17 protein-coding genes are annotated in these 14529 nt (G+C 38.9%); 16 read left to right on the top strand and 1 reads right to left on the bottom strand.

Going from position 1 to position 14529, the window contains the following annotated elements:
* The first annotated feature begins 6 nt into the window (after positions 1-6).
* Positions 7-564, top strand: a complete 558-nt coding sequence (gene efp / locus MKY30_RS20060; protein ID WP_147210393.1) for an elongation factor P — start codon at positions 7-9, stop codon at positions 562-564.
* A gap of 31 nt (positions 565-595) precedes the next feature.
* On the opposite strand, the gene MKY30_RS20055 is transcribed toward efp, so the two are convergent.
* A complete protein-coding gene (locus MKY30_RS20055) occupies positions 596-2257 on the bottom strand; it encodes an IS1182 family transposase (RefSeq protein WP_341083566.1) in 1662 nt (553 codons plus the stop codon).
* 346 nt (positions 2258-2603) lie between these two features.
* Here MKY30_RS20055 and spoIIIAA point away from each other — a divergent pair, with 346 nt between their 5' ends.
* The 15 genes from spoIIIAA (at position 2604) to MKY30_RS19980 (ending at position 14528) form a co-directional block, all read left to right on the top strand.
* Positions 2604-3560, top strand: coding sequence for a stage III sporulation protein AA (spoIIIAA, locus tag MKY30_RS20050; protein WP_246145121.1), 957 nt, complete (start codon positions 2604-2606; stop codon positions 3558-3560).
* The gene (gene spoIIIAB / locus MKY30_RS20045; RefSeq protein ID WP_147210394.1) at positions 3529-4041 is read left to right on the top strand and encodes a stage III sporulation protein SpoIIIAB; all 513 of its coding nucleotides are present in this window, start codon (positions 3529-3531) and stop codon (positions 4039-4041) included. The genes spoIIIAA and spoIIIAB overlap by 32 nt, the downstream gene beginning before the upstream one ends.
* A gap of 409 nt (positions 4042-4450) precedes the next feature.
* Complete coding sequence (spoIIIAC, locus tag MKY30_RS20040) at positions 4451-4651, top strand: stage III sporulation protein AC (protein ID WP_042534715.1); 201 nt, start codon at positions 4451-4453, stop codon at positions 4649-4651.
* Positions 4652-4662: 11 nt separating this feature from the next.
* A complete protein-coding gene (gene spoIIIAD / locus MKY30_RS20035) occupies positions 4663-5055 on the top strand; it encodes a stage III sporulation protein AD (protein ID WP_147210395.1) in 393 nt (130 codons plus the stop codon).
* A 79-nt stretch (positions 5056-5134) separates the two neighbouring features.
* Positions 5135-6316: a stage III sporulation protein AE gene (gene spoIIIAE, locus MKY30_RS20030; RefSeq protein WP_156987649.1), complete on the top strand. Its 1182-nt coding sequence runs from the start codon at positions 5135-5137 to the stop codon at positions 6314-6316.
* A 2-nt stretch (positions 6317-6318) separates the two neighbouring features.
* The gene (gene spoIIIAF / locus MKY30_RS20025) at positions 6319-6948 is read left to right on the top strand and encodes a stage III sporulation protein AF (RefSeq protein ID WP_246145123.1); all 630 of its coding nucleotides are present in this window, start codon (positions 6319-6321) and stop codon (positions 6946-6948) included.
* Positions 6945-7583 (top strand): stage III sporulation protein AG, encoded by a 639-nt coding sequence (gene spoIIIAG / locus MKY30_RS20020; RefSeq protein WP_147210397.1) that lies wholly within the window; start codon positions 6945-6947, stop codon positions 7581-7583. Before spoIIIAF ends, spoIIIAG begins: the two co-directional genes overlap by 4 nt.
* A 13-nt stretch (positions 7584-7596) precedes the next feature.
* A complete protein-coding gene (locus tag MKY30_RS20015) occupies positions 7597-8151 on the top strand; it encodes a SpoIIIAH-like family protein (RefSeq protein WP_147210398.1) in 555 nt (184 codons plus the stop codon).
* Positions 8152-9148: 997 nt separating this feature from the next.
* Complete coding sequence (gene accB, locus MKY30_RS20010; RefSeq protein ID WP_147210400.1) at positions 9149-9640, top strand: acetyl-CoA carboxylase biotin carboxyl carrier protein; 492 nt, start codon at positions 9149-9151, stop codon at positions 9638-9640.
* A gap of 13 nt (positions 9641-9653) precedes the next feature.
* The gene (gene accC / locus MKY30_RS20005) at positions 9654-11027 is read left to right on the top strand and encodes an acetyl-CoA carboxylase biotin carboxylase subunit (RefSeq protein WP_341085186.1); all 1374 of its coding nucleotides are present in this window, start codon (positions 9654-9656) and stop codon (positions 11025-11027) included.
* A 12-nt stretch (positions 11028-11039) separates the two neighbouring features.
* Positions 11040-11423 carry an Asp23/Gls24 family envelope stress response protein gene (locus MKY30_RS20000; RefSeq protein ID WP_147210402.1) on the top strand — a complete coding sequence of 128 codons (384 nt, stop codon included), beginning with the start codon at positions 11040-11042 and terminating at the stop codon, positions 11421-11423.
* Positions 11424-11693: 270 nt separating this feature from the next.
* Entirely contained in the window at positions 11694-12074 is a 381-nt protein-coding gene (nusB, locus tag MKY30_RS19995) for a transcription antitermination factor NusB (protein WP_147210403.1), read from the top strand.
* A gap of 12 nt (positions 12075-12086) precedes the next feature.
* On the top strand, positions 12087-12941 hold the full coding sequence (gene folD, locus MKY30_RS19990) for a bifunctional methylenetetrahydrofolate dehydrogenase/methenyltetrahydrofolate cyclohydrolase FolD (RefSeq protein WP_147210404.1): 855 nt from the start codon (positions 12087-12089) through the stop codon (positions 12939-12941).
* Positions 12938-14308 (top strand): exodeoxyribonuclease VII large subunit, encoded by a 1371-nt coding sequence (gene xseA / locus MKY30_RS19985; protein WP_341085185.1) that lies wholly within the window; start codon positions 12938-12940, stop codon positions 14306-14308. Before folD ends, xseA begins: the two co-directional genes overlap by 4 nt.
* Positions 14280-14528 (top strand): exodeoxyribonuclease VII small subunit, encoded by a 249-nt coding sequence (locus MKY30_RS19980; protein WP_147210406.1) that lies wholly within the window; start codon positions 14280-14282, stop codon positions 14526-14528. The genes xseA and MKY30_RS19980 overlap by 29 nt, the downstream gene beginning before the upstream one ends.
* Position 14529: the final 1 nt, after the last annotated feature.

The following is a 14529-nucleotide window of genomic DNA, read 5'->3' as shown; positions in this document are numbered from 1 at the left end:
AAAAACATGATTTCAGTAAATGATTTTAAAACAGGCTTAACAATTGAAGTGGACAATGATATTTGGCAGGTTCTTGAATTCCAGCATGTAAAGCCTGGTAAAGGTGCGGCTTTTGTCCGTTCTAAGCTTCGTAATCTGCGTAATGGAAATATTCAGGAAAAAACATTCCGTGGCGGTGAAAAAGTAGGCAAAGCACATATTGAGAATAACAAAATGCAGTATTTATATGCTTCCGGTGATTCTCATGCATTTATGGATACAGCTACTTATGAACAAATTGAAATTCCTGAGAATCAAATTAAAGATCAATTGAAATTTATTAAAGAGAATATGGAAGTTTCTGTTGTGACCTACCAAGGCGAAATTATCGGTGTTGATCTTCCAAACAACGTTGAGCTTCAAGTAACAGAAACAGAGCCGGGGATTAAAGGTGATACAGCAAGCGGCGGTTCAAAACCGGCTACATTAGAAACTGGACATACTGTACAAGTCCCGTTCTTTATTAATGAAGGTGACGTTCTCGTTATTAATACAGCAGATGGAAAATATGTTTCCAGAGCATAAATTTTAAATAGTACAAGAGGCTGGGACATAACTAGCCAAAAATAATGAAAAGATGGATTTCACATTGGGTTTTGATGTGAAATCCATCTTTTTTGAAATCATTTATAAGTAGATACATAAAAAAGCAGCTAGAGGCAGTGTATCTTCTCAGATTCACTGCCATTAAGGCGAATCCCAATTCATTATCCACTTTGGATTTTCCTCGTACAGAGAAACGAGTGAAACCCAAATTAGCCTTCAAAAATCCAAAGAAAGGCTCCACATCTATCTTACGTTTTCCGTAAAGCTTGCCCATTTCTTCATTTGAAAGCTGTTCTCGTATCATTTTCTTTTGTGCTTCCCATTTTTCATTATAAAATATTTTCCGATGGTTACCTTCCTTTGCCTTGGTACATTGCTCTCGCAAAGGACAGCCTGTACAATCTTCACATTCATAGACCTTAAATTGTCGCTGGTAACCATACTTGTCTGTGCGTTTGGAGTTATAGCGATAAGTAACAGCTTGACCATTTGGACAAGTAAAGGCATCTATTTCGGCATCATAATCCCAGTTAGCGGTGTTAAAGGGATTATTTTTATATTTTTTCTTCTTCTCTTTGCGGTACATACTATAGGTAATCAAGGCAGTTCGTAACCGGTTCAGGGTGACATCTTCTATATTCTGTTCACTTCCATAAGCCGCATCAGCTACGAGGACATCAGGCAACGCAAAATAATCCTTTTCAATACGATCTAAAAAAGGAATCAGCGTTCGTGTATCGGTAGGGTTCGGAAAAATATCATAGGCTAATGCGTAACGTCCTTCTGTTGCCAATTGCACATTATAAGCAGCTTTCAACTGTCCGTTCTTCATATGGTCATCTTTCAATCGCATAAAGGTTGCGTCGTGATCCGTCTTGGAATAGCTGTTACGTTCTTCTAAAATCTCCAAGGCTTCTTCATATTTTTCTTGACGACAGATGAAATCGTGCACCTGTTTTAAGGCTTGTTTTGGCTGCTTTCGTTCCGAACGCAGGGCTTTTCGGTCTTGTGCTTTTTCAATCGATTCGATTTGTTTCGTATACGTTTGGACTGACTTATCCAAATTCGCTGCCATCTGTTGAAGTTCTTGCGTCGATAGAGCTTCCGGGTTTTCCCGGTTGATTTCTGGAATAATTTCTTTTTCCACTAATTCTTCATAGAGGGCATGGGACTTCTCTACAAGTTTCGTTTGATAACGCTCGATCGATTTTCGCCAGACAAAGGTGAATTTATTGGCATTGGCTTCAATTTTGGTCCCGTCAATAAAGATAGCCTCCGCATCGATCAACTCTTTTTCCACCAGCTGACAACGAAATTGGACGAAGCACTGACGCAATAGTTCTTTTACTTCTGGATTCACACGAAAACGGTTGATAGTACGGTAACTCGGCTCATATCCTTGCGCAAGCCACATCATTCGCACACTATCTTTTAATAATGCTTCGATTTTTCGGCCAGAGAACACCGACTGGGTATAAGCACATAAAATAATTTTCATCATCATACGCGGGTGATAGGCGGGACAGCCTGTTTGACGGGTAAAACCGGTGAAAGCTTCTTCTGGAATCTGTTCGATAAATTCATGGATGGTATAAGCAATATCATTTTCTTGTAATTTCATCTCGAAATCTAATGGCAAAACGACTTGATTTACGTTATAATATTTAAACATAAGGATACCTCGATTCTGTTTTTGTAGTGGTACTTTAACTTTATCAGAAGGTATCCTTTTTTTGTACGTTTATTTCATTTTTTAATCAAATTAAAAAAGTGACTTCCTACTTAAAATCATAGTAGAAAGTCACTTTTTCTATTTTTACTGGCTTTTGTCCCAGCCTCTTTTTTTTTTGCGAAAAAAATAGCAGTTGTATTCTCCTTCAACATTTCTCCGTAACATAAAGCTTTCTTTACAAAGAGCATCATTTGGTTCCAGCCCCGGGGGGCATAATTTCATTTTAAAATCATATATCTCTAAGTAAAACAAGCTGATTATGTATTTTTCAAAAAAGCGGGGTTTTATGATGCATGAGATTTTGCGGCTTTTTCCACCAAATTTGCAAACAGCGATAGAAGACTTAGCAGGTGATCAATGGCTACAGCTCCAAGAAATCCGGGTGCGTGTTCATCAAAAAATAGAGTTTATTTTTGATTCGTCTGTTCGCTGGCTGGACAAGCCATTACCTACAAAGAAAGAGGCTGTATATATTTTAAATCAGCTGAGTGAATATTCATTATATCGGATGGAGGAAGAGCTGCGTAATGGCTTCATTACGATAGAGGGCGGGCATCGTGTTGGTATTGCAGGAGGAATTATAACTTCGGATCAAAAAGTAAAAGCGATTCAACCGGTATCTTTTTTTAATATCCGTATTGCCAAGCAAAAAAAAGGATGTGCAGATGCTCTGATGCCTTATATTTATGACGGCGCTTATCATCATACAATGATTCTCGGTGCACCGCAGTCTGGAAAAACAACGATAATACGAGATATCTGCAGGCAGATAGCCAGCGGTTCTCATTCGAACCGCTCAAAAAAAGTAACGATTATTGATGAACGTTCGGAAATAGCAGCATCTATCCGCGGGGTTCCACAACATGATATAGGAATGCGTACAGATGTTTTAGATGCTTGTCCGAAAGCAGAAGGAATGATGATGGCTATTCGCACCTTATCCCCCGATATTCTTGTAGTTGATGAAATAGGTGCGGAAAAGGATGTTGAAGCGATTATAGAGGCATCACAGGCAGGAGTGAAGGTTATTTGTACGATACATGCGAATGATATAGCTGACTTATTCCGCCGTCCAACCATGAAAAAAATATTACAGGAATCTATTTTTGAACGATTTTTACTTCTGGGACAAGGAAAAAGGATTGGTAGGCTTATTCATGCTTTTGACAGAGATGGTAAGCAGATCAGCACCAGGCAAAGAGGTGGTGAAATTGAAATGGATTGGCGTACTACTTTTAATTAGTATGTCTACGGCTCTTGGATGGGAATGGGGAAGAGCGTTAAAACAGCGTCCAAAGCATATTCAATTATTTTTACAGTCGCTTCAGATATTAGAGGCAGAAATGGTATACAGCCAGGTTCCATTACAGGAAGCATTTCAAATTATTGCGAAGAAATTACCAAATCCAATAGCTATGTTTTATCAAGAGCTGGCTGACGCATTGAAAAATAAAGAAAAGGATTTCGATGAGATATGGGAAGAATGTATCCAAAAATTAATCGGACAATCCTCGCTGCAAAAAAGTGAGATGGAGATATTGATTCAATTTGGCAGAACACTTGGCCAGCATGATATTGAGCAGCAGCAAAAGCATTTAAAATTAACGAATCTCTATTTGGAAGAGCAATGGAAAAATGCCACAGAACGTTTTAATACCTATGGAAGGCTGTCAAATGTATTAGGTCTTTTATGCGGTATCTTTCTGGCACTTTTGTTTATTTAAGAAGATGTTAAGAAAAAACAAGAAAATCACTTGGACTATAAAATACTGGTGTTCTTGCCGAGGAGGTGTCCGCTACGACGGTTTTTGATGGGGCGAGTAATCGCAAAAGCTCTTCGGTGGGACGAGTAATCGTAGTCCCACCCAAGGGCATAAGTGCAGCTTTAGCTATGTCTGCGCCTGTCGGCTTGCCAATCACTAAGTCTTCTTTATCAAGGAGATGAGCTCGGGGCCCACGGAAAGCGTAGTGTATTTCTGGGGGGCTAAGATTACTTGTCCCATGAAAACCGTTGGAACGGCTATTCTTCAGCATTTTTATATACTTTCTTATTTTTTCAAAAAGTTCTATTTACCGGGCTTTTTGAACACGTACTTTAAAGAAAATTTGTGGCATGAAGGAAGGGGCAAGGACATGTTTGTAGATGCATTAATTCTATTTCAGATTGCTGGTATAGGCATTATTGTTGCGCTTATCCATACGATTTTAAAACAAATGGGGAAAGAAGAAATTGCACAGTTTGCCACGCTAATTGGTTTTATACTCGTTCTGCTCATTGTAGTTAACGGGCTGTCAGATTTATTTCAGCAGATCAGGTCTGTATTTCTATTTTAAGGAGATTGGACATGGATATTCTCCAAATTACAATTCTAGGCGTTTTAGCAAGTTTACTATATATCCTTCTAAAAGAAGTACACGGTTCCATTGCTTTTTTAATTATTCTTATTACGGGTATTGTTATTTTTTTCTCCATAATCCAGCAAATTCAGTTAATATTTGAAACAATTCGGAAGCTGGGAGATCAGGCAAACGTTCAGGGACTTTATTTAACAACTATTTTAAAAATCATCGGTATATCCTATATTGCAGAAATCGGGGCACATTTGACGAAGGACGCCGGTCTGAATTCTGTATCAAAGTATATTGAATTAGCAGGGAAAATATTTATTTTATTACTTGCCGTCCCGATTATTACTGCTGTCATTGAAGCGATTATCGGTTTCATCCCTAATGTTTGACCGGCGAAAGAAAACGAGGCCAGGAAAGGGAGTATCCATATTGTGTATAAGACCTGCCAAATTACTCCAGAAGCTATGTATGTTATTCATTGTTTTTATAGCTGTTCAAGGCATTCCAATTGTTGCTGCAGCAGAGGATAACCCGGTTGAAGATCCCATTACCGCAGAAGAAGAGGAAACGCTTCAAAATACATTATTAGATGAGATTTCATTAGATGAAATTCAATCCTATTGGGATGAGCTGATAACGGAATACGGTGATAACTTGCCTGATTTACAAAAAATCAGCATCTATGAATGGATAAAAAATGGAGATAGCATATCAATACAGGACATCCTGTTATATTTTTTACGTTATCTCCTGCATGAACTGATTATTAACGGAAAACTCCTTGGCACTCTTTTAATGCTGACATTATTTGCGGTTGTACTGCAATCTATTCAGTCAGCATTTGAACAGACAACTGTCAGCAAGGTTGCCTATTTTGTTGTATTTTTAGTCCTGTTATTTATTGTATTGAACAGTTTTTATTTGGCAACCTCCTATACCAAAGAAGCTATTGATACCATGCAAAGCTTTATGATTGCGCTCCTCCCTCTGGTGCTGGGGATGATGGCGAGCTTTGGAAGCGTGATTTCTGTCTCTTTTTTTCATCCGGTTATTATTTTTTTTATTCACTTTAGCGGTGTATTTATCTCAACCTTTATTTTACCTTTATTGTTTCTTTCAGCGATGCTGGTTATTATAAGCAGTTTAAATAGCCACTATAAAGTTACTCATTTGGCAAATCTTTTTAGAAATGTTGCGGTTGGCAGTCTGGGGATTTTTTTAACGATCTTCCTGGGCGTTATTTCTGTCCAAGGTACTGCAACAGCAATTCAGGACGGGGTAGCAATAAAGACAGCAAAATTTGTAACAGGAAATTTTATACCTGTGTTAGGACGAACCTTTACAGATGCAGCTGATACTATCCTCAGCGCTTCACTTATTTTAAAAAATGCTGTCGGCATGATCGGTCTTTTTATTATTTTATTTATTGTGGCTTTTCCAGCTTTGAAGGTGGGAGTAATCGCAATTATTTATAAACTGGCAGCTGCTATTTTGCAGCCCCTCGGCGGCGGACCTATTGTCCAATGCCTGAATACTGTAAGCACGTATATTTTGTTTATCTTAGCCTGTTTATTGGCTGTATCACTTATGTTCCTGCTGGGTATTGTCATTATTGTGGCAGCAAGTAATTTAACCGTTTTACTACGATAGGGGTGATAAGAATCGGAATATTTACAGATTGGGTAACACAAATTATTTTATTTATTATTCTGGCTTCTGTGATTGATTTGCTTATCCCTGCCAACCATTTGCAAAAATATGTCCGGCTGGCTATTAGTTTAATATTAATTTTGATTCTTCTTCAGCCTGTTTTTTATTTATTTAATACGGACATAAATGCGGCCATATCAAGCTCTATGAACCGAATTGAGAGTCAGTTTAATAATCAGTCATCGATAGAAAATCAAATAGATTTTGAAAAAAATGAAATAGAAAATGGACAAGATGCATATATTTTAAAACAAATGGCTATTGAATTGGAAAAAATAGCAGAGGAATCGTTAAAAGAGGAATTTGCCGTAGAGATTACATCTATTGATTTCCAATTTGCTGTAACGGATTCCTTAACTTATGAGGATCTGACAGAGGTCATTGTCTATATAACAGAATCAGAACCAGGGGAAGGAGCGATGAATACGGTTGAGGATGTTGTTATTGAATGGGACCACGAGGAGGAAGAGCATGCAGAAGAATCGTTTCAGGAGATTGAGAACAGTTTAAGAGAGCTTTGGGAGATTGAAGATAAAGAAATAACGGTCTATTGGGAAGGAGAGGGATTTTGAAAAATAAACTAACTTCTTTTTTAAAACAGGCCAATAGTAATGAGGAAGTTTCCGGGAAAGAACAAAAACAGCCCTCTAAAAAAATCGGGTTTATTGTCATCTTAGGCTTAGTGGGAATTCTGATTATGGTTATCAGTAACCTGCTGAAGCCAGAACAAGAGGCGCAGCCGGTTCCTTATGATGATACGCAGATAGAGATTTCTGAAGAAGCAGCAACTCAGTCGATGAATGGAGAAGTAAAAGAATTGGAAAATGAGCTGGGTGAGCAGCTGGCCAGTATGCTGAATCAAATGGATGGTATTTCAGAAACGGAAGTAATGATTAATTTAGAGGCAACCAGTGAGCAGGTTTATGAAAAAAATCGGACAACGGGTCAGCAGACAACAGATGAAACGGATCGCAATGGAGGTTCCAGAGTAGTGCAGGATCAGACAGATGATCATCAGGTGGTGCTCTACCGGCAGGGAGATCAGGAAACCCCTTTACTTGTACAAACAAAACAGCCAGAAGTGCGGGGCGTATTTATTATTGGACAAGGGATGGAAAGTCAATCTATTAAAAGTCAAGTAATTGAAGCAGTATCAAGAGTGTTAGATGTCCCTTCACATAAAATTTCAGTAATGGCTAAAAATTAAGGAGGTAGAATGTATGTTAAAAAAACAAACAGTATGGTTACTGACAATGTTAAGCTTGATGGTTGTTTTAAGTGTGTATTATATTTTTTCGTCAAATGGGAATGATTTAGCTTTTGTAAATGATGGACAAGAAACAGCCACAGAAGATGCGGTGCCGGCAACGCAATCTGAAGAAGACATCGAAGTGGAGAATATAGAAAATGTAGATAGTGATGAATTATTTACAACCATCCGAATGGAAATCCAGGATGAACGCAGCAGGAAAAAAAGTCAGTTAACAGATGTAGTGGCTTCAGCAAATGCATCACCAACTGAAAAGGATGAAGCACTGCAGGAAATTGACAGCTTAGAGGAACTATCGGTTAAAGAAAACCTTATTCAGCAACAACTTCTGGCTGCTACAGAATATGAAGATATTCTTGTCCGCTCCGATGGTGAGAAAGTACATGTACATGTGAAAACAGAAGAATTATCTAATACAGAAGCAGCAAATATTATGCAGATGGTTCGTGATGAATTTGGAAGAGATATTGTAACAGAAGTTAATTTCCAGCCGACAGGTAAATAAAATCTGAAGCCAGCAGCCCCTGAACTGCTGGTTTTTCTTATTTTCAACTCAACTTTCGTACCTGAGAATAAGCATCTATACCTTCCTATTCCAGGATGAACATGTTCTTTATTATCCTGCTTGCATTTTGTTAAATCATCCTTCTATTGAAATGGAGATTGTGTATAGCTCCGCTCCGACCAACCACTACGCTTTCCATGGGGACGGCTTCAGCTAACTTGAAAAGAAAACCGCTTTTCAAGTTAGCTGAAGCTCGCCCTGTTCCCATAGGAGTCTACGTGGTTGGTCTGCGCTCAGTTAGGTTACTACAGCGCATGAAAGAAATCATATCCTGGATAGGGTTGGATGAAATAATTGCTTTTTGCTTGTTGAAAAGATTATTTTTAGTGTTTTAAATGGTTGATTTGCAATTTAAATAATAATACGGCATGGATAGTAAATATCGGGAATAGCTTTCATGAATAGAAAGTAATCGTGACCGGACATTTTTATTTATGCCCCGAAAAATATGTTTTTAACTGGTCTAATTTCTATTGACTCAGTTGTACTAAACAGTATAGAGCCCCCTTCCAGCAGAGGCGGACCGTTTTGACTCCTGAGGGATTAGCACCATCTGAAGATCCACTTTTGCCAAGTGCTCTTCTTGGCAAAAGTTAGCTGAAGAGCGTGCCCCTAGGAAAGCAAAACGGTTCGCCGCAGCGGTAGCCTTACATGTTACCTTCTTTCTAGATAGAGTTTATGCTATGTCAAGAGATAGATGGAAGGAATGATCAACACCTGTCTCTATGATAAGCAAGTTATTTTTTTAGGTGCGAAAGTTGAGTTTTAAAAATATAGTTAAAACCAACATTATCGGGCTATAACTGTTATAATAACAAGATAGTATTTGCGGTAGACTTGAAGTTTTTATTCATTTTATCGTAATATATTAGAAGGTAATGAAACAGCCAATATGAAATACTAAAAAAAGATTTTAATCGAAGCGAGGAGTGCCAATATGTTACAAGTAGATGAGATTAGAGAAATTATTGAAATGGTCGATAAATCATCGTTAACAGAATTTTCCTATGAGGCAAACGGTGCAGTAATAGCTATGAAAAAAAATACAGGTTCTGTAACTACTACCGTTCAAACACAGCCTCAAATTACAGCTGAACCTCAAGCTCCGTCGGTTCAAAAACCGCAGCCTGAAGCAAGTGCTCAAACAGAAACGAAAGCAGAAGAAACACCTCAGGCTTCGGCTGATTATGATTATGAAATTGTTTCCCCGATGGTTGGGACATTTTATGCTTCTTCTTCGCCGGACAGCGATCCTTTTGTGACAAAAGGCAGCGCGGTGAATACAAACACGGTTGTATGTATTGTGGAAGCGATGAAATTATTTAATGAAATTGAAGCTGAAACTAATGGAGAAATCGTGGAAGTTTTAGTTGAAAATGGTGAGCTTGTAGAATATGGCCAGCCGTTATTTAGAGTAAAGAAGAAGTAAGGGGATGGAATAATTGATTAAAAAGCTATTAGTTGCCAATCGTGGAGAAATAGCTGTCCGAATTATCCGCGCCTGTAAGGAGATGGGCATTGAGACGGTTGCAATCTATTCTGAAGCAGACCAGGAATCGTTACATGTTGAGTTAGCGGATGAAGCATATTGTGTCGGCCCGAAGTTAAGTAAGGACAGCTATTTAAACATAACTAATATTATGAGTGTTGCATTGTCAACGGAGGCGGATGCAATACATCCGGGATATGGATTCCTGGCAGAAAATGCTGACTTTGCAGAGATTTGCAGAGAATGCAATGTTACGTTTGTCGGTCCTACACCTGAAGCTATTCAAAAAATGGGTATCAAGGATGTTGCCAAAGAAACGATGAAATCTGCTGATGTTCCTGTTGTTCCTGGATCAGAGGGAATTGTAGACGGCATTGACCATGCAAAACAAATTGCCGATGAAATAGGTTATCCTGTTATTATTAAAGCAACTGCCGGCGGTGGCGGTAAAGGAATTCGTGTAGCCCGTTCAGAGGAAGAATTAATAAAGGGAATGGAGCTGACACAAAAAGAAGCTGAAACAGCCTTTGGTAATCCAGGTGTCTATATTGAAAAATATATAGAAGATTTCAGACATGTGGAAATTCAGGTATTGGCTGATACACATGGGAACATCGTACATCTCGGAGAAAGAGATTGTTCTATTCAGCGCCGCCTGCAAAAGCTTGTGGAAGAATCTCCGTCACCTGCAATTAATGAAACACTTCGCAGCCGTATGGGAGAGGCTTCTGTAAAAGCGGCCCAGGCTGTGGATTACGTCGGGGCCGGAACCATTGAGTATATTTTTGACAGACAATCAGAAGAATTTTACTTTATGGAAATGAATACTCGTATTCAGGTAGAGCACCCTGTAACGGAAATGGTTACTGGAGTGGATTTAATTAAAGAACAAATTCGTATTGCAGAGGGTCAGGAGCTGGCATTTACCCAGGAAGAGGTTACTCTTGAAGGGCACTCTATTGAATGCCGTATCAATGCAGAAGATCCTTATAAGAATTTCATGCCCTCTGCAGGAGAAATCGAAATGTATCTCCCGCCGGGCGGACTGGGAGTTCGGGTTGATTCCGGCGCATATAGCGGCTATAGAATTCCGCCATACTATGACTCCATGATTGCTAAGCTTATCGTTTATGCTTCTACCAGAGCAGAAGCTGTAGAACGTATGAAGCGTGCGTTAGAAGAATTTGTTGTTGAGGGAGTACACACGACAATTCCGTTCCAATATCAAATTATGAGCCACCCTGTGTTTAAAGAGGGAGACTTCAATACGAATTTCTTAACTGAATATCCGATCATCCAGGAAAGGGAAGATGAGGATAGCAAATAAGGAGTGAAGGCAATGAGCGATCAATTATTATTAGATATTCTTGAGGATGACAGCTTAGGCAGCGTACAAATTGTACCGCAAGTGCTTGAAGTTATTGCAGGAATAGCTGCAACGGAAGTAGATGGCGTAAAATCGATGCATGGTAACTTTGCAACGGGTGTTGCTGAAAAATTTGGGAAGAAGTCACATGGCAAAGGTGTACGTGTTGAGCTAACAGATAATGGAGCTATTATTGATATTTATGTAATCCTTAAGTTTGGAAAATCGATTCCGGAAGTAGCAACAAAGCTGCAGACTAATATTAAGCAAAATGTCTATACCATGACATCTATCCAGGTTGAAGAAGTAAATGTTCATGTAGCAGGTATTCAAATGGAAAATCAGGAGATTGTATAGTTTAAAACAATTATCCTTAGACTCTTGCCTCATCATACGATTCTAAGTATGAAATAAAGAAGATGTATAAATATACATTTGGTCAACAAAGGGGAACACAGGTTAATATTCTGTGTTTCCTTTTTGTTGGGGAAGTATACACGTTTTTTTTATTTTCTGATCAGATTTAAATTATTATCAAAAAAAGCGGGTATACTGTATCCTAGCCAAAAATAAGGGAAACGTGTTATGATTTTAACAGTAAATGAAAGAATGTAGAGGAGCTGCGTGATGAACCGACATAAAGCTAGAGAAAAGGCATTTCAGACGCTTTTTCAATTAGATATGAATCAAGATGAAATAAGCTTGGCAATGGAAGCACTGAAGGAAGAAGAACGGAAAGATGTATTCCTGACTATGCTGATTGAAGGAGTAATTACTTATAAAGAAACGATTGATTCAAAAATAGCAGGAAACCTGGAAAATTGGTCGCTCGAACGTATAGCAGCAGTAGAGCGTACTATTTTAAGGCTGGCAGTTTATGAATTATTATACATGGAGGATATTCCGCCTAATGTATCGATTAATGAAGCAATTGAGCTGGCACATACATTTGGAGATGAACAATCCGGTAAATTTATCAATGGAGTATTATCAAAGGTTATTTCTTAAGGGGGAGCAAATATGACTGCAGAAATATTAAATGGAAAAGAGCTATCCGACCAGCTGAAAGAAGAGATGAAACAAGAAGTAGAAGCTTTGAAGCAAGAGAGTATCCATCCTCATTTGACTGTTATTTTAGTAGGAGATAACCCTGCGTCAAAGTCTTACGTAAAAGGGAAAGAAAAAGCCTGTGAAGTGACGGGGATATCGTCCAGCTTGATTGAGCTTCCAGGATCAGTATCAGAGCAGGAGCTGTTACAGGTTATTGAAAAACAGAATAATGATAAAGAAGTTCACGGAATTCTTGTCCAGTTACCATTGCCTGACCATATTGATGAACAAAAGGTTATTCATGCTATCTCGCCTTTAAAAGATGTGGACGGTTTTCACCCGATTAATATTGGAAAGCTTGTAAATGGAGAAGAAACCTTTTTACCCTGCACACCTTTTGGAATTCTGACGATGCTTGAATCTAAAAATATTGAAATAGAAGGAAGGCGTGCAGTAATTATTGGACGCAGTAATATTGTCGGGAAGCCGATGGGATTATTGTTGTTAGAGAGAAATGCTACAGTTACATATTGCCACTCCCGTACGAAGAACCTCCGTGAAATTGCGTCTGAAGCAGACATTCTGGTCGTTGCAATGGGCAGAGAGCATGCTGTTGATGGAAGTTATGTGAAAGAAGGGGCAGTTGTTATTGATGTTGGAATTAACCGCATGGATAATGGAAAACTGACAGGCGATGTAGAATTTGAAAGCGCCAAGGAAAAAGCATCATATATTACTCCTGTTCCCCGCGGTGTCGGTCCGATGACCATTACGATGCTTTTAAAAAATACTATTAAAGCAGCAAAAGGATTGTCTGAAAAGTGAAAGACAACTATTTAACGGTTACTGCCCTGACCAGATATGTGAAACGTAAAATAGATACGGATCCACATTTACGTCAGGTATGGCTGCGTGGGGAAATATCAAACTTTAAACACCATAGCCGCGGGCATATGTATATGACCATTAAAGATGATAATGCCCGTATTCAGGCAGTTATGTTTTCTTCAAATAACAGCAAGCTATTATTTCGTCCAGAAAATGGCATGAGTGTGCTTATTCGTGGAGAGGTAAGCGTATATGAGGCAAGCGGTCAATATCAGCTCTATATCCGTGAAATGGAACCAGACGGCATCGGTGCTCTATACCAGGCCTTTGAGCAATTGAAAGAAAAATTGCAAATAGAAGGCTTATTTCTTGATGATCAGAAAAAGAAGATTCCTGCCTATCCGAATCATGTCGGTGTTATTACCTCGCCGACAGGAGCGGCTGTTCGTGATATTGTGACAACGATTGAAAGAAGATCACCCTCCGTGAAGATTACAGTTCTGCCTGTATCTGTACAAGGGCCGCAGGCTGTCAGTTCAATTGTAAGAGCTATTCAGTATGCAAACGCATTTCCAGATGAGTATGATGTCTTGATTGTCGGCCGCGGCGGTGGATCTATTGAAGAATTATGGAGTTTTAATGAAGAAGCAGTTGCAAGAGCGATTTACGATTCGAGCATCCCGGTTATATCTGCTGTAGGGCATGAAACGGATACAACAATTGCAGATCTTGTAGCCGATTTACGAGCTCCTACACCAACAGGAGCAGCTGAATTGGCTGTTCCATCGCAAACAGAACAGCTTGATAAAGTATCGTATTTTGTACAGCGTCTGACTCAGGTAATGCGAACAGATATACAAATGTATTCAAAGCGTTTAGAACGTTTAAGCCAAACCTATGCATTTAAATATCCTAAACAGCTGATTGCACAGAAGGAACAAGAGCTTGATAGTATGCTGGATACTCTTAACAGGTCATTTAAAAACCGGGTGGAAGAGAAACAGCTCCGTTACACACACTTGAAAAAAAGATTGGGTATGCAGCATCCGGAGCAAGAAATAAAAATCGAAGCTGATAATAATAATAAATTAACAGCACAGCTGAACAGATCCATGAAACAGCTGTTTACAAGCTCAGAACGTGAGCTGCAGACTGCAATAAATAAATTAGCACTGGTAAACCCGCTTGCAATTATGGCACGAGGCTACGGGATCAGTTATAACCAGGAAGGTAATGTAATCAAATCCATCAAGGAAGTGAATCAGGGCGACCAAATTGATGTAAGGCTGAAAGATGGATATGTTCAAGCGGAAGTACAAAAGATAAAGGAGGCCGATGACAGTGGCGGAAGAAAAGAAATATGATGAATTAACCTTTGAGCAGGCTATGGAGAAACTGGAAAACATTGTAACCATGCTGGAAGAAGGTGATGTTCCCCTTGAAAAGGCAATCGAATATTATCATGACGGAATGAAGCTTTCTAAGCTGTGTAATGAGAAATTAACAAATGTACAGGAAAAAATGGTTCATATTTTAAACGAACAAGGAGAACTGGAACCGTTTGATGTAGAGGAGGAAAAATAAG

Source organism: Oceanobacillus sp. FSL W8-0428 (assembly GCF_038004405.1).
GTDB lineage: Bacteria > Bacillota > Bacilli > Bacillales > Amphibacillaceae > Oceanobacillus > Oceanobacillus sojae.
Note: the sequence above shows the minus strand (reverse complement) of the source record. Positions and strands in the feature narration are given on the sequence as shown.

Coding starts and splice junctions, on each gene's coding strand:
- MKY30_RS20055 (WP_341083566.1), bottom strand. CDS start 2,257: ATGTTTAAATATTATAACGTAAATCAAGTCGTTTTGCCATTAGATTTC.
- accB (WP_147210400.1), top strand. CDS start 9,149: ATGTTACAAGTAGATGAGATTAGAGAAATTATTGAAATGGTCGATAAA.
- spoIIIAA (WP_246145121.1), top strand. CDS start 2,604: ATGATGCATGAGATTTTGCGGCTTTTTCCACCAAATTTGCAAACAGCG.
- spoIIIAD (WP_147210395.1), top strand. CDS start 4,663: ATGGATATTCTCCAAATTACAATTCTAGGCGTTTTAGCAAGTTTACTA.
- nusB (WP_147210403.1), top strand. CDS start 11,694: ATGAACCGACATAAAGCTAGAGAAAAGGCATTTCAGACGCTTTTTCAA.
- MKY30_RS20000 (WP_147210402.1), top strand. CDS start 11,040: ATGAGCGATCAATTATTATTAGATATTCTTGAGGATGACAGCTTAGGC.
- spoIIIAC (WP_042534715.1), top strand. CDS start 4,451: ATGTTTGTAGATGCATTAATTCTATTTCAGATTGCTGGTATAGGCATT.
- folD (WP_147210404.1), top strand. CDS start 12,087: ATGACTGCAGAAATATTAAATGGAAAAGAGCTATCCGACCAGCTGAAA.
- efp (WP_147210393.1), top strand. CDS start 7: ATGATTTCAGTAAATGATTTTAAAACAGGCTTAACAATTGAAGTGGAC.
- MKY30_RS20015 (WP_147210398.1), top strand. CDS start 7,597: ATGTTAAAAAAACAAACAGTATGGTTACTGACAATGTTAAGCTTGATG.
- MKY30_RS19980 (WP_147210406.1), top strand. CDS start 14,280: ATGACAGTGGCGGAAGAAAAGAAATATGATGAATTAACCTTTGAGCAG.
- spoIIIAE (WP_156987649.1), top strand. CDS start 5,135: ATGTTATTCATTGTTTTTATAGCTGTTCAAGGCATTCCAATTGTTGCT.